Raw genomic sequence first — 15234 nt, forward strand, 5'->3', positions numbered from 1 at the left:
TTCATCCACTACCCTCAACCTGTTCCGAACCCTGCCGTTATCCAAGGGTTGGCGCGTAAAGAAACTCGTATCGATGCGGCCCGATGCATCGAAAGCGACCGCGCGCTCCCGCCGGCAGAACGATTGACGTTCGGAATCCATGACTCCTTTTCTATCGAAGCGGCTGCTGATCAATATAGCGGTCGTCGCCGCGGCGGTCGGCGCGAACGCGTTCGTCGCCTACACGCAGATTTGCGGCCAACGCGATGCCGACGCGCGCATGCTGCGGTCCACGAGCGTGCGCCAGAACCTCGACGCCTACCAGTCGGCGCTCGACGGCGGCCTTGCCGCGCTCGGCCGCTTCGAGACGTCGGGCGAGTCCGCGCCGGCCGGCGCTGCGACCGGCATGGCCGCGACGCTCACGCGTCTGGAGCGCGACCTGCGCAGTGAACTTGCCGGCGAACCCGCCATGCTCGACGCGCTCGCCAAGCTGAGTGCGGACAGCCATGCGTTGCAACACGACATCGACCACGCGCTGCTAAGGAGCGCCGACTCCGGCGCGAGCGCCTCGCGCGCATGGGCGGCCTCGACCTACACCCATCTCGGGCTCGGCCTGGATCGCGTCGAAGCCGCGCTGGCCGCGCTGCGCGGCGAGGAGAACCGCGCCTTGCGGGCCTCGCTCGCGGCGTCGGCGAGCGAAACCCAGCGGGCGATGTTCCTGCTGATCGTGACGATGCTGGCCGGCAGCGTGCTGCTGATCTACACGTTCGGCGCCCGTGAAAACAGCGCGCGCGAGAAGCTGCGCACCGTCCGCGCGCTCGGCCGCAACGACGAACGTTTTCGCGGCCTGTTCGACGATCATCCGGTGCCGATGTATATCGTCGATCGCGAGACGCTGCGCTTTCTAGCCGTCAACGCGGCGGCGATCCAGCAATACGGCTATTCCGAAAGCGAATTTCTCGGCATGACGGTTCGCGCGATCCGGCCGAAAGCCGAAATCCCGCGTCTCGAATCGCATCTGCAGCGCAGCGACGCGACCCACCACGGCCGAACGATGGCGGGTATCTGGCATCATCGGCGCAAGGACGGCTCGACGATCAGTGCCGACATTTCGTATCACGCGCTGAACTTCATGGGCCGCGCCGCGTTTTTCGTGCTGGCCGACGACGTCACCGACCAGATCAACGCGGAAGCCGAAGCGCAGCGTTCGAACCAGATGCTCGAAGCGGTGATCGACAATATTCCGCAGCGCATTTTCTGGAAGGATCTGGAGTCGCGCTACCTCGGCTGCAACATGGCGTTCGCGCGCGATGCGGGACTCGCGTATCCCGAGCAGGTGGTGGGCAAGAGCGACGCCGACATGCCGTGGCGCGACTTCTCCAGTCTGCTGAACGACCACGACAGGGAAGTAGTGAGCACCGGCGTGCCGAAGATGAATTTCGAAGTCGATCTGATGATCGACGGCGTGCACCGCACCACGGTCACGAGCAAGCTGCCGTTCACCGACGGCGAGGGCCGCGTGATCGGCGTGCTCGGTTCGTACACGGATATCACCGAGCGCAAGCGCGCCGACCTTGCCTTGCGCCTGCAAAGCCGTGCGCTCGATGCGAGCGTCAACGCGATTCTGATCACCGCGCCGTCGCCGGCCGGCAACCTGATCGAGTACGTGAACCCGGCGTTCATGCGCATTACCGGCTACGACGCAGCCGAGGCGATCGGCCACGATTGCCGCCTGCTGCAGCGCGACGACCGCGACCAGGAAGGCGTCGCGCTGATCCGCCAGGCGCTCGCGGCGAACCGTGAAGTGAGCGCGGTGGTGCGCAACTATCGCAAGGACGGCGCGTTGTTCTGGAATCAGCTCTTCATCGCGCCGGTGCCGAATCAGGACGGCGTGATCACTCACCACATCGGCGTGATCAACGACGTGACCGATCTGATGCGCTATCAGGAACAGCTGGAATATCAGGCCAACTACGACAGCCTGACGCGTCTGCCGAACCGCAATCTGCTGCGCGACCGTCTGCAGCACGCGTTGATCGTCGCGCAACGGCAGCACAAGGGCGTCGCGGTCGTGTTCATCGATCTGGACGGTTTCAAGAACGTCAACGACAGCCTCGGCCACAGCGTGGGCGACCGGCTGCTGAGCGTGGTTGCCGAGCGCCTGGCACGTTGCACGCGCACGAGCGATACGGTGGCGCGGCATGGCGGCGACGAGTTCGTGATCGTGATGACCGATACCGTCGACGAACAGTCGTTGATCGCGTGGATGGAGCGCGTGCGCGTGTCGATCTCCGAACCGGTCTGGCTCGACGGCACCGAGCTGTACGTCGGCTGCAGCATGGGCGCGAGCCTCTTCCCGCAAGACGGCGAAGATGCCGAAACGCTGATGAAGAAGGCCGATCTCGCGATGTACCGCGCCAAGGACATGGGCCGCAATACGTTCCAGTTCTATCAGCCGGAAATGAATGCGAGCGCGGGCACGCGTCTGAATCTCGAGCGGCGCTTGCGCCGCGCGCTGCGCGACAACCAGTTCCTGCTGCACTACCAGCCGCAGGTGGATATTGTGAGCGGACAGATCGTCGGCACCGAAGCGCTGGTGCGCTGGCGCGATCCGGAAGTCGGACTGGTGCCGCCGTCGTCGTTCATTCCGGTCGCGGAAGAAAGCGGGCTGATCGGGCCACTCTCGGAGTGGGTGCTGCGCGAGGCGTGCCGCCAGAACAAGGCCTGGCAGGATGAAGGCTTGCCGCCGGCGCGCGTCTCGGTGAATCTGTCGGCGCGCGTGTTCCAGCAGCGCGATATCGCCAAGCTGGTCATGCAGGTGCTGGACGAGACCGGCCTCGAGCCGCAATACCTTGAACTCGAACTGACCGAAAGCACCATCATGCGCAACGCCGAAGAAGCCGTGTCGATGCTCAACGAACTGCACGCGCTCGGCATCGGCCTTGCCATCGACGACTTCGGCACCGGCTATTCAAGTCTCAGCTATCTGAAGCGCTTCCCGGTGGACCGCCTGAAGATCGACCGCTCGTTCGTCTCCGACATCGGCGTATCGGGCGACGACGAAACGATCACCTCGGCGATTATCGCGCTCGCGCACTCGCTGAAATTGCAGGTGATCGCCGAAGGCGTGGAGACGTCCGCGCAGCTCGACTTCCTGAAAGAGCGCGCCTGCGACGAGATGCAGGGCTTCTACTTCGCGAAGCCGTTGTCGACGGACGCGATTTCCGAACTGCTGCAGGGCGGCGTGGGGCGCGAACTGGCAACGGTGTGAGCGTTTGCGCCCGGTATGCTCATTGCGCCGGCGTGCTCAGGAAAACCGGCAACGCTTCCGCCATTTCGGAGAACGACTGCAGAACGGGATGCGCCGTCTTGCTGACCATTCCCGGCAGCATCATTTGCGTAAATTGCCAGGCCACCGCTACGGTGACGTCGGCCGCGTCGAACTGATTGGCCGCGACCGGCAGCGTCGCCGCCGCGAGGTCGCGTTCGAGCTCGGCGTAAGCGGCGAACAACTGCGTGCTCACGCGCTCGATCCACGGCTCATGCTGCTTCTCCTCCGGCCGCAGATTGCGTTCGTAGACGATCTGCACGGTCTTCTCGCACGCGGCAAGCGCGAGGCCCGTGAGACGGGCGGCGCGCAAGGCGGCGTCGGGCCGTGTCGGGAAAAGCCGCTGGTCCGCCCCGGCGAGCGTGGCGAGGTACTGGAGAATCACGGTCGAATCCATCACGGTCTGGCCGTTGTCGGCGATCAACGTGGGCGCCTTCACGACCGGGTTGATTTTCGCGAACTGGTCGTAGGTGCTGAACACCGAGATCGCATCGTGCTCGAATTCGAACTTCAGCAGTTTGAGGCAGATAGCGACCCGGCGTACGTAGGGCGAATCCAGCATTCCGATCAGTTTCATCTCATTCCCGTTAGAACATCTATCATGGCGCGCCCGGGCCGCGGTGCTCTCGCGGTTCCCATGCCGGCACGGACCTGGGCGCTTTGAACCGATAGATTAAGCATCTCCGTACATCAAAAAAAGCGACAATTAACGACGATTTACGTCAGAATTTCTTACATGAAACCGATCCCGCCTTTGACCGCGCTGCGCTGCTTCGAGGCCGTCGCCCGCCTGGGCGGCGTGACGCAGGCGGCGCGCGAGCTGCATGTTACGCACTCGGCGGTGAGCCAGCAGATCAAGGTGCTGGAAGAGTCGATGGGTGTCGCACTGTTCATGCGCGAGGCGCGCGGGCTGCGGCTGACCGAGGAGGGCCGGCTTTACGCGCTCGACATCCGCATGGCGCTGCGCGATATCACGCATGCCACGCGCCGCGCGCAGGCGCGACCGCACGAGAGCGAACTGGTGATCACGACCTTGCCGTCGTTCGCTCAGCATTGGCTCGTGCCGCGTCTCGCCGGCTTTCGCGACGCGCATCCGTACTACCGGATCCGCTTGCTGACGAGTTTGCAGGTCGAGGACTTCCGCCAGGGCGTGAGCGATATCGGCATTCGCATGGGCCAGGGGCATTGGCCCGACGTCGCGCAACAGAAGCTGTTCGACGACGAGATGGTGGTGGTCGCGGCGCCGCATTTCGCGCTCGCGCCAGATGGGCGCCTTCCCGTCACCGCCCGGGACGTGATGGCCTGTCCGCTGATTTCGAGTCCCGATACACCGTGGCATGACTGGTGTCAGGCGGCACAGGTGGCAGAGCCGGCCGAAGGTGCCGTGGTGTTGTCGGCGAACGATTCGAATCTCGTGATCGCCGCCGTGCTGCAAGGCCAGGGCGTCGCGCTCGAACGGCGCAGTCTCGTCGCGTATGCGCTCGCGCGGGGCGAACTGCTGCAGATCACCGATATTCGGGTGCCGTACCCTTATCCGTACTGGCTGGTGTGGCAGCAACGCGAAATCCTCAATGCCGCGCAGGCGCATTTCGCGCAGTGGATAGAAGGTGAGGTCGACGCCTATCTGCGCAACGGCAGCGCACCTGTGACGGCGATTCGTGCGGGGTAGCCCGTGCCGGTTCGCATAAACCGTTTTTCGAAAAACGCTTCGGTCGGATATATTCGTGGTTCCCATCTCAGACTGCGCTGGGAACCACGAAGCACCGATTCACGTGGCGTTGCGCCCGCTTTTCGCTGCTCGCACCGGGTCATGGGCGTTTCGCTGTCGACTATTCGCCAATCCGACTGGAGAGAACAATGACGTCGTCACCTGCAAAGAAACTGTCTGTGTTGCTGGCATTGGTTGTACTGAGCGTGGCGTGTGCTGCGCCGGCGTTTGCGCAAAGCGGCGGCGGTGGCCCGGCGGGGAGCGATTCTGACGCGGCCATTCCGTCGGCCGCATCGAAGGCTGCTCCGAGCACCAAGGCTCAGCGCAAAGCCGCGCGCAAACAGGCGCGGGCGAAGAAAAACGCCGAGTTGAAAAAGTTGGAGGCCAACGGCTATCAGCCGTCGCGTAACGATCCGAACTATCCGAGCGACATTCAGAACGCGCAGAAGAAGGCGGGAATCGGCACGGCGGCGAGTCAGTAAGGCATAGCGCCGAAGAAGCCGAAGCCGAAGCCGAAGCCGAAGCCGAAGCCGAAGCCGAAGCCGAAGCCGAAACACAACGAGGCGCCTGAGCGCCTCGTTTTTCGTTTACCGCGAGCCGCTCAATCCAGCACCGGCAGCGCGCGCGGACGCCGGTCGCTGTCCGTGGCGACATAGGTCAGGGTGGCTTCGGTGACTTTCACGAGGTCTTCGGTGAGGCTCATGCGTTGCGCGTAGACCTCGACCTCGACGGTGACCGACGTATTGCCCGTCTTGACGATATCCGCGTAAAAGCTCAGCAGATCGCCGACGAACACCGGCTGCTTGAACACGAACGAATTGACCGCGATGGTCGCCACCCGCCCGTTGGCACGGCGGCTTGCCGGAATCGAGCCGGCAATGTCCACTTGCGCCATGATCCAGCCGCCGAACACGTCGCCGTGGACGTTCGCATCCGAGGGCTGCGGCACCACGCGCAGCGCGCAGTGCTTTGGCGGGAGTTGAAGAAGATCGGTCATCGGGGCACCCTTGAGAAACGTGTTGGTTCGGTCGGCTGGACCAGCAGGCGGGGCAATTCACGACAACGGTACGGCACGAACCGCGCGGCCAACGTGCCACCCACGGCGGGACAACCCATGAAAAGCGGCGCCAGCCGGCTTCTGCGACAATAGAAAGATCAGGAATTGTACGGGAAAGCGCCCAGCCGGGTCGCGCGACAAAATGCAGTGTGCCGGGCCGGCATGCCGCGGTCGGCGCGCCGCTGCGAACTCCGGCACTTCCACACTCTCCCCCAGCCGATCCCATGCGCCGCACGCCCTCGTCCGAACTCTCCCCGATCTCCACCCAGCCGCGCAACGACTGGCAGACGATTCTGTCGCTGCTGCCGTATCTCGCCACGTATAAATGGCGGGTCGGCTTCGCGCTGAGCTGCCTGATCGGCGCGAAGGTTGCCAACCTGGGTGTGCCGATCGTCATGAAGCGGATCGTCGACAGCCTCGCCTCGGTGCAGCATCTCACCGCACTCGGCCGCACCAACGATTCGCCGGGCATCGTTCTGCTGGGCGGCGTCGGCCTGATGGTGGTCGCGTATGCGGTGGTGCGGCTGTCCACGTCGCTGTTCACCGAACTGCGCGAGATTCTGTTTTCGAAGGTGACCGAAAGCGCGGTGCGGCAACTGGCGCTGAAAGTGTTCCGCCATCTGCATGCGCTGTCGCTGCGCTTTCATCTCGAACGGCAGACCGGCGGCATGTCGCGCGATATCGAGCGCGGCACGCGCGGCATCACGCAACTGATCTCGTATTCGCTGTACAGCATTCTGCCGACGCTCGTCGAAGTCGGGCTCGTGCTCGGCTTTTTCGTCGTCAAATACGAGGCGTATTACGCGGTGGTCACGTTCATCGCGCTCGCGGTGTATATCGTTTTCACGGTGAAGGTCACGGAGTGGCGCACGCATTTTCGCCGCACCATGAACGATCTCGATTCGAAGGCGAATTCACGCGCGATCGATTCGCTGCTGAACTACGAGACGGTCAAGTACTTCGGCAACGAAGAGTGGGAAGCGAGCCGTTACGACGAAAACCTGAAGCGCTATCGCACGGCGGCGATCAAGTCGCAGCGCTCACTGTCGGCGCTGAACTTCGGCCAGCAGGCGATCATCGGCACCGGGCTCGTGTTCATTCTGTGGCGCGCCACGCAAGGCGTGATGGCCGGGCGTCTCACGCTCGGCGATCTGGTGCTGATCAACACCTTCATGCTGCAGCTTTATATTCCGCTGAATTTTCTCGGCGTGGTGTATCGCGAGTTGAAGCAGAGTCTCACCGATATGGACCGCATGTTCACGCTGCTCGGCGCGGCGCAGGAAGTGCCCGACCTGGAAGGCGCGCCCGCGCTGCGCGTGAGCGGCGCGCAGGTGCGCTTCGAGCATGTGAACTTCGCGTATGAACCGGCACGCCAGATTCTGCACGACGTGAGCTTCACCATTGCGGCGGGCACCACGACGGCGGTGGTCGGCCATAGCGGCTCGGGCAAATCGACCCTCGCGCGGCTGATGTTCCGCTTCTACGATCTGGACCGCGCGACGGGCGGCGCGATCATGATCGACGGTCAGGATATTCGTGACGTCACGCAGGATTCGCTGCGCGCTTCGATCGGGATCGTGCCGCAGGACACGGTGCTGTTCAACGACTCGATCTATTACAACATCGCTTACGGGCGCCCCTCGGCGTCACGCGACGAAGTGATAGCGGCGGCGCGTGCGGCGCATATTCACGAGTTCATCGAGGGGTTGCCGAAGGGCTATGAGACGCCGGTCGGCGAGCGTGGCCTGAAGTTGTCCGGCGGTGAGAAGCAGCGCGTGGCGATTGCGCGGACCCTCCTCAAGAATCCGCCCATTCTGCTGTTCGACGAAGCGACTTCCGCGCTCGATTCGCGTTCCGAGCGCGCCATTCAGCACGAGCTGGATCAGATCGCCCGCGAGCGCACCACGCTGATCATCGCGCACCGGCTTTCGACGGTCGTGCATGCGCAGCAGATCATCGTGATGGACAAAGGACGGATCGTCGAGCGCGGCACGCATGCCGAACTGTTGCGCGCGAACGGGCTGTTCGCGCAGATGTGGGCTTTGCAGCAGCAGCGCGCGACCGAGGCGCCGGAGTCGGCGGAAACGGTCGGCGCGGGAGACGTTGGGCGATAGACTGGTGCGGCGATTTTTGGGTGGTCGCGTGGTAATCGGTGCGGCGTTAAACTCAGGCGCCGGACGCCGGACGCCGGACGCCGGACGCCGGACGCCGGACGCCGAGGCTCGAGCCTTGAGCGCCGGGCACCCCACGCCTAGCTCCCGGCTCCTGCCGTGCGCAAGCGCTGATCCAACTCCCCCAACTGCGCGGGCGTGCCGACGTTCTCCCACAAGCCTTCGTACAACTCGCCGCTCGCCAGACCGCGTGCAATCGTCTCGCGGTAATACGGCGTCAGCGCGCGCCGCGTGCCGCGCGGCAGATCGCGGAACATGCGGGTGTCGTAAAGACCGATGTTGCCGAACGTGAAGCGCGGCTGGGTCTCGAGCGACAGCGCGCCTTCAGCCAGACCGAAGTCGCCTTCCGGATGGAACGCCGGATTGGGCACCATCACGAGATGCATGCCCGGCTCGGGCAACGCGGCGAGCTTCCTTGCACGCGCATTCAACGTGGCGTAATCGAAGTCCGCGTACACGTCTCCGCTCACCGCGACGAACACTTCGCTCGCTCCGTTATCTTCGAGCAGCGGCAACGCCTGCACGATGCCGCCCGCCGTCTCCAGCGCCTCGCGCTCGGGCGAGTAGCGCAACGCCACCTGCCAGCGCGAGCCGTCGCCGAGCGTGGCTTCGATCTGCTCGCCGAGCCACGCGTGGTTGATCACAATGGTACGAAAGCCCGCCAGCGCGAGCCGTTCGATCTGCCAGACGATCAGCGGCTTGCCGCCCACTTCGAGCAAAGGCTTGGGACGCGTGTCGGTCAACGGACGCATGCGCTCGCCGCGGCCCGCGGCGAAAATCATCGCTTTCTTCAGGTGCATCGTCATCGGTCAGAAGGTGTAGCCGACTTCATTCGCGCGGCCTTCGAGATCGTCGAGCAGCCTCGCGAACGGACGCAGCGGCGCATAGCGTTCGGCGACCTTGCGCGCATAGCCGATGAAACGCGGCAGATCCTTCATGTAGTGCGGTTTGCCGTCGCGGTAGTTGATCCGGCAAAACAGGCCCAGCACCTTGATGTGCCGTTGCAGACCCATCCATTCGACCTGGCGGTAGAACTCGCCGAAATCGGGATCGACCGGCAGACCGGCCTTTTTTGCCCGCTCCCAGTAGTACACGAAGCAATCCAGCTCGAACTCTTCGTCCCAGCTCAGGAACGCGTCGCGCAACAGGGAGGCGACGTCGTAGGTGATCGGGCCGTACACCGCGTCCTGGAAGTCCAGCACGCCCGGGTTGACCGGCGCAGGCTCGGCGGCGACCATCAGGTTGCGCGGCATGAAGTCGCGCAGCATGAACACCTGCGGCTGCGCGCGGGCGCTCGCGATCAGCAGCGCGAACGTGCGGTCCAGCACGCCACGGGTCTTTTCGTCGGCCTCGCGGCCCAGATGCCGGCCGAGAAACCACTCCGGCATCAACTCCATCTCACGGCGCAGGAAGGCTTCGTCGAAGGGCGGCAGCACGCCTTCGCGCGAGGTGAGTTGCCAGCGGATCAGCGCGTCGAGCGCGTCGCGCATCAGCGTGCGGGCGCGGCGCGGGTCATCCCGGTTTTGCGCTTCGGTCAGCGCGCCGAGGTACGAAGCGGCGCCCAGATCCGTGACGAGCATGAAGCCGGCCTCGAAATCGACCTCCAGCACGCGCGGCACGTGCACGCCGGCGGCTTCGAGCAATTGCGCGACCTGCACGAATTCGCGGCACTTTTCGGGCGGCGGGGCGTCGACGGCGATCAGCGTGCCGACGCTTTCGCCTTCCGCCGCCTTACCGGCGAGCCGGAAATAGCGGCGGAAACTGGCGTCGGACGAAGCCGGAACGAGGGTGTCGAGCTCGAGCGCATAGCGCGCCGCGTGGCCTTGCAGCCAGGCTTTGAGCAGTTCGAGACGGGTGTCGGGAGAGTCTTGGAGTGGGGGCAGCGTCATGAAAACCGGCGGCAAATTCAGAGGGGCAACGTCTTGCCATATAATACCCCACGACTTTTTTGACGCGGCTCACGCCGGCTTTCGCGTATTCCGCTTTACCGCCCGCCTCATCGTTCTACAGATTGTAAATATTGATGTGCAGCCGACTGTCACGGTCGGGGTGTGCAGGCGGTGGACCGTGACTGCAGAAGCTGACGGACGAGCCGATTCGCCAAACGATACATGCCGCCTAGACAGCTTTCCCAAACGATTCCCTCTTGTGCCGTAGTGCCGCGCAAAAGGCGGCTCGTCGCGGCGTTGATCGCCGCTCCGGGCCTGATGCCCGCGCTTGCGCACGCCCAGCTGGTGGGGGAAGCTGCGCAGCCGCAACCGATCGACGCGCCTTGGGGCATGCAGCTCGCTCCGCAGCTCGAAGAACGTCCGCTGCAGCCGGGCCAGAAGCCGGCCACGTTCGTGCTCGGCGACACGACGAGCGGCACCACCGACCAGGACATGGCCGCCAAGGGCTCGGCCGAGGTGCGCCGCAATACGGTCGTCATCAAGGCCGACGCGCTGCATTACGACGAAGACACGGACATGGCCGACGCGTACGGCTCGGTCCACGTGGTCAACAACGGCAACTCGTTCGTCGGGCCCGAAGCGCATATGCGCGTGGATTCGAGCGAAGGCTTCATGACCGCGCCGAAGTACCACTTCAACGTGACGGGCGGCTCGGGCAGCGCGGAGCGCGTCGATCTGCTCGACAACGAGCGTTCGGTCTTCACGAAGGGCACGTACACGGCCTGTGCGTGCGCGGACGATCCAGCCTGGTACATCAAGGGCAGCGAGTTCGATTTCGACACCGGCGCGGACGAAGGCGTCGCGCACAACGGCGTGCTGTTCTTCCAGGGCGTGCCGGTCTTCGCCTCGCCCTGGCTGTCGTTCCCGCTCTCGGGTGAACGGCGCAGCGGGGTTCTGCCGCCCACGTTCTCGCTGAGTTCGTCGAACGGCTTCGAACTGTCGGTGCCGTATTACTTCAACATCGCGCCGAATCGCGATCTGACGCTGACGCCACGTCTGATCTCCAAGCGCGGTGTGCAGTTGCAGTCCACGTTCCGCTATCTGTCGCCCACGTATTCCGGCTCGATCACCGGCGAATTCCTGCCGGACGACCATCTGACCAAGACCAACCGCTACGCGCTGTACATCCAGCACAACCAGAACTTCGGCAACGGGTTCGGCGGCTACATCTACTACAACAAGGTCTCGGACAACACCTATCCGGAAGACCTGTCGTCGTCGGTCAACCAGTTCATGAACGGCACCCAGCTCCTGTATCAACAGGAAGCCGGGTTGACCTACAACAACGGCCCGTGGTCGGTGCTCGCGCGCGAACAGCACTGGCAGACGCTCACGCCGTCCGTGGCGCCGTACGGCCGCGAGCCGCAGTTGAACGTGAAGTACGCGAAGTACAACGTCGGCGGCTTCGACTACGGCGCGGAAGCCGACTACTCGAATTTCCGCATCACCACCGCGGACATGACTCAGGGTCAGCGGGTGATGTTCAACCCGTACCTTTCGTATTCGGTGGTCGGGCCGGGTTACTTCGTCACGCCGAAGGTGCAATGGCACTTTGCGTCGTACAACCTGAACCACCTGAGCGCCGCGGACGCGGCGGCCGGCACGCCGAAAAACTTTACCGAATCGATCCCGACGCTCTCCTTCGATACGGGACTGATCTTCGACCGCTCGGTGCGGATCTTCGGTCAGGATTACATCCAGACGCTCGAACCGCGCCTGTACTACGTGTACACGCCGTATCGCAACCAGCAGTCGGCCCCGCTGTTCGACACCGCCGATTCGGACTTCGGGCTGGCGGAAATCTTCACGCCGAACACCTTCGTCGGCAACGACCGGATCGCCGACGCGAACCGCCTGACGGCCGCCCTCACCACGCGTTTCATCGACGCGGCCACGGGCGACGAACGGGCGCGTTTCGTGATCGCGCAGCAGTACTACTTCCAGGATCAGCGGGTCACGCTGCAATCGACTCAAACCAGTGCGCAGGCCACGCATTCGGACCTGATCGCGGGTGCGTCCTTCAAGCTCGGCGCCGGTTTCGCTTCGGAAACGGCGTTCCAATATAATGCCGACAACAACCAGTTGGTGAAGACGAGCATCGGCTTCGGGTTCAGTCCGGCCACCGGCAAGGTGATCAACGTCGCGTATCGCTACACCCGCGCGAACACCACGCTGGACAACACGCCGATCAATCAGGTGCTGATTTCGGGCCAATGGCCGCTCACGCACCGGGTGTACGGGGTCGGCCGCTTCAATTACGACCTGGGCGGGCATCGGATCGTCGACGGCCTGATCGGCCTGCAGTACGACGCGGACTGCTGGACGCTCGGCGCCGGGATTCAGCGCTATGCGAACGGCCTGAACACGTCGGGGCAGAATCAGTCGAGCACGCGGTTTCTCGCGCAGTTGACGTTCAAGGGCTTGTCGAGCGTCGACAACGGGCTGATGACCGCATTCCGCAGCAGCGTGGCGGGTTATACGCCGTTGCCGCCGCCGCCGCCGCCGGAATCGCGTTTCACCAATTACGAATGACGCTCGCCCGATCATTTATAAAGTGCGAAAAGACGGGCCAGGCGCGCCCGACATCATTGGAGTATCTGTGGCAATCATGAAAAAGCTTCGCTTGGCAACGCTTGCGGCCGGTCTTGCGGCCGCGGCGTCTTTCCTGTCGGTTGCGCCGGTGCAGGCGCAGGCGCTCTCCGGCAGTAGCGGCCAGACGGTCGACACCATTGCCGCAGTGGTCAACAACGGTGTCATCACGCGGCGGGAACTCGACGAACGCATGGGCCTGATTACCCGCCGCCTGAACCAGCAGAACGCGCCGGTTCCGCCAATGGACCAGCTGCGCCAGCAGGTGCTCAACCAGATGGTGCTGGAACGCATCCAGTTGCAGAAGGCGAAAGAAGACGGCATCAATATCGACGACGCCACCGTGCAAAAAACGCTCGAACGGCTTGCCGCGGCGAACAACCTGACACTCGACGTGTACCGCTCGCGGATCGAGGCGCAAGGCGTGCCCTGGAGCACGTTCACCGGCGACGCGCGGACCGAACTCACGCTCTCGCGCCTGCGCGAGAAGGAAGTGGATAGCAAGGTCACGGTCTCGGACGCCGAAGTCGCGAACTACATTGCCAGCCAGCGCGGCCCGAACGCCGGCCTGACGAGCGACCTGCATCTACAGCACATTTTCCTGAAGGCGCCGCTGAACGCGTCGGAAACCGATATCGAAGCGGCACAGCGGAAGGCTCAGGCATTGCTCGCCGAAGCCAAGGGCGGCGCCAACTTCGAAAAGCTGGCGAAGTCGAATTCGCAAGCGCCGGATGCATCGAAGGGCGGCGATACGGGTTTCGTTTCGCCGTCCAAACTGCCGCCTGAATTCGTCAAGGCTGCGTCGACACTGCGTCCGGGCGAGATCAATCCGGATCTGATCCGCACCAACGACGGTTTCGAAATCGTGCGTCTGGTCGATCGCCGCACGGGCCAGGGCACCAGCTCGGATGCGCCGAAGCTCGTGCAAACGCACGTGCGTCACATTCTGCTGCGCGTCGGCGACGGCATGTCGGAGCCGCAAGCGCGTCAGAAGCTGCTCGAAATCAAGAACGAGATCGCCGCGGGCGGCGACTTCGCCAAATTCGCGCACACTTACTCGCAAGACGGTTCGTCGTCGCAAGGCGGTGACCTCGGCTGGATCAGCCCGGGCGAGACGGTGCCGGAATTCGAGCGCGCCATGAACAGCCTGCAGGACGGCCAGATCAGCGACCCGGTCCGCAGCGAATATGGCTACCATCTGATTCAGGTGCTGGGCCGCCGTGAATCCGAAGGCTCGGTCGCGCAGCAGATGGATCTGGCGCGCCAGGCCATCGGCCAGCGCAAGGCGGAACAGGCCTACGCCGACTGGTTGCGCGAATTGCGCGACACCGCATACGTAGAAGTGAAGCCCACGCTGTCCAGCACGCAATAACCGTCATGACAACCGCTGCCCAGTCCGCCCGCCCACCGTTGCAGATCGCGATCACGACCGGCGAGCCCGCCGGCGTCGGCCCCGAACTGACGGCGCAGGCACTCGCCGGCGCGGCGGCGCATTGGCCCCACGCGCAGTTCATCGTGCTGGGCGACGCGGACCTGCTGGCCGAACGCGCGCGCGCCGTGGGTGTCGATTGGAGCGCGCTGGTGGCGGACGGCAAGCGCGTGCGCCTGCAACACCGGCCGCTTGCGGCGCCTGCGGTCGCGGGCAAGCTGAACGCGGCCAATGGCCGCTACGTGCTCGATCTGCTCGACAGCGCGATAGACGGAGCGGTGGCCGGCACCTTCGACGCGATCGTGACCGCGCCGCTGCAAAAGAGCACCATCAACGATGCCGGCGTGCCGTTCACCGGCCACACCGAATATCTGGCCGAGCGCACGCATACACCGCGCGTGGTAATGATGCTGGCCGGCACCGGCAAGCGCCCGTTGCGCGTCGCGCTGGCAACCACGCATCTGCCGCTCAAGGATGTTTCCGCCGCGCTGTCGATCGAAGGCATTCTCGAGACGCTGCGCATTATCGATCACGATTTGCGGCACCATTTCGGTTTGCCGGCGCCACGTATTCTCGTGACCGGGCTGAACCCGCACGCGGGCGAAAACGGTTATCTGGGCCGCGAGGAAATCGAGGTCATCACGCCCGCGCTGAAGCTCGCGGATGCTCAAGGCATCGACGCGCGCGGCCCGTATCCGGCCGACACGCTGTTCCAGCCGCGTTACCTGGAGCAGGCCGACTGCGTGCTGGCCATGTTCCACGATCAGGGTCTGCCGGTGTTGAAGTACGCCACCTTCGGCGAAGGCATCAATATCACGCTCGGCTTGCCGATCATCCGCACCTCGGTCGATCACGGTACCGCGCTCGATCTGGCCGGCACGGGCCGCGCCGATGCGGGCAGCCTGATCGCCGCGATCGATACGGCGGTGTCGATGGCGCAGCATCGCCGCGCGGGCTGAATCGGCGCCGCGGCGGCGCAACTCCTTGTGGGTTCGTTGCGCGTTTTTTACCGTGTACGCTGCCG

11 protein-coding genes are annotated in these 15234 nt (G+C 64.2%); 7 read left to right on the forward strand and 4 right to left on the reverse strand.

Annotated elements, in window-relative coordinates; translation table 11 throughout:
• Window positions 1-139 precede the first annotated feature (139 nt).
• On the forward strand, window positions 140-3250 hold the full coding sequence (locus tag PDMSB3_RS02395; RefSeq protein WP_007179328.1) for a sensor domain-containing protein: 3111 nt from the start codon (window positions 140-142) through the stop codon (window positions 3248-3250).
• A gap of 19 nt (window positions 3251-3269) precedes the next feature.
• Here PDMSB3_RS02395 and PDMSB3_RS02400 read toward each other — a convergent pair whose 3' ends face one another.
• Window positions 3270-3884: a glutathione S-transferase gene (locus PDMSB3_RS02400; protein ID WP_007179327.1), complete on the reverse strand. Its 615-nt coding sequence runs from the start codon at window positions 3882-3884 to the stop codon at window positions 3270-3272.
• A gap of 159 nt (window positions 3885-4043) precedes the next feature.
• Here PDMSB3_RS02400 and PDMSB3_RS02405 point away from each other — a divergent pair, with 159 nt between their 5' ends.
• Both PDMSB3_RS02405 and PDMSB3_RS02410 read left to right on the forward strand, forming a co-directional pair.
• On the forward strand, window positions 4044-4976 hold the full coding sequence (locus PDMSB3_RS02405; RefSeq protein ID WP_007179326.1) for a LysR substrate-binding domain-containing protein: 933 nt from the start codon (window positions 4044-4046) through the stop codon (window positions 4974-4976).
• A gap of 188 nt (window positions 4977-5164) precedes the next feature.
• Window positions 5165-5497 (forward strand): DUF4148 domain-containing protein, encoded by a 333-nt coding sequence (locus PDMSB3_RS02410; RefSeq protein ID WP_007179325.1) that lies wholly within the window; start codon window positions 5165-5167, stop codon window positions 5495-5497.
• Window positions 5498-5616: 119 nt separating this feature from the next.
• On the opposite strand, the gene PDMSB3_RS02415 is transcribed toward PDMSB3_RS02410, so the two are convergent.
• Window positions 5617-6012 carry an acyl-CoA thioesterase gene (locus tag PDMSB3_RS02415; RefSeq protein WP_007179324.1) on the reverse strand — a complete coding sequence of 132 codons (396 nt, stop codon included), beginning with the start codon at window positions 6010-6012 and terminating at the stop codon, window positions 5617-5619.
• Between the two features lie 284 nt (window positions 6013-6296).
• Here PDMSB3_RS02415 and PDMSB3_RS02420 point away from each other — a divergent pair, with 284 nt between their 5' ends.
• A complete protein-coding gene (locus PDMSB3_RS02420; RefSeq protein WP_007179323.1) occupies window positions 6297-8186 on the forward strand; it encodes an ABCB family ABC transporter ATP-binding protein/permease in 1890 nt (629 codons plus the stop codon).
• 137 nt (window positions 8187-8323) lie between these two features.
• On the opposite strand, the gene murU is transcribed toward PDMSB3_RS02420, so the two are convergent.
• Both murU and PDMSB3_RS02430 read right to left on the reverse strand, forming a co-directional pair.
• Window positions 8324-9049, reverse strand: a complete 726-nt coding sequence (gene murU / locus PDMSB3_RS02425; RefSeq protein WP_007179322.1) for an N-acetylmuramate alpha-1-phosphate uridylyltransferase MurU — start codon at window positions 9047-9049, stop codon at window positions 8324-8326.
• 3 nt (window positions 9050-9052) lie between these two features.
• Complete coding sequence (locus tag PDMSB3_RS02430; RefSeq protein ID WP_007179321.1) at window positions 9053-10132, reverse strand: aminoglycoside phosphotransferase family protein; 1080 nt, start codon at window positions 10130-10132, stop codon at window positions 9053-9055.
• Between the two features lie 222 nt (window positions 10133-10354).
• Between PDMSB3_RS02430 and PDMSB3_RS02435 the strand changes: the two genes are divergently transcribed.
• The 3 genes from PDMSB3_RS02435 (at window position 10355) to pdxA (ending at window position 15169) form a co-directional block, all read left to right on the forward strand.
• Window positions 10355-12724, forward strand: coding sequence for an LPS-assembly protein LptD (locus PDMSB3_RS02435; RefSeq protein ID WP_007179320.1), 2370 nt, complete (start codon window positions 10355-10357; stop codon window positions 12722-12724).
• A gap of 67 nt (window positions 12725-12791) precedes the next feature.
• Complete coding sequence (locus PDMSB3_RS02440) at window positions 12792-14153, forward strand: peptidylprolyl isomerase (protein ID WP_165184420.1); 1362 nt, start codon at window positions 12792-12794, stop codon at window positions 14151-14153.
• A 5-nt stretch (window positions 14154-14158) separates the two neighbouring features.
• A complete protein-coding gene (gene pdxA, locus PDMSB3_RS02445; protein WP_007179318.1) occupies window positions 14159-15169 on the forward strand; it encodes a 4-hydroxythreonine-4-phosphate dehydrogenase PdxA in 1011 nt (336 codons plus the stop codon).
• The last annotated feature ends 65 nt before the right edge of the window (window positions 15170-15234 follow it).

The organism is Paraburkholderia dioscoreae (assembly GCF_902459535.1).
GTDB lineage: Bacteria > Pseudomonadota > Gammaproteobacteria > Burkholderiales > Burkholderiaceae > Paraburkholderia > Paraburkholderia dioscoreae.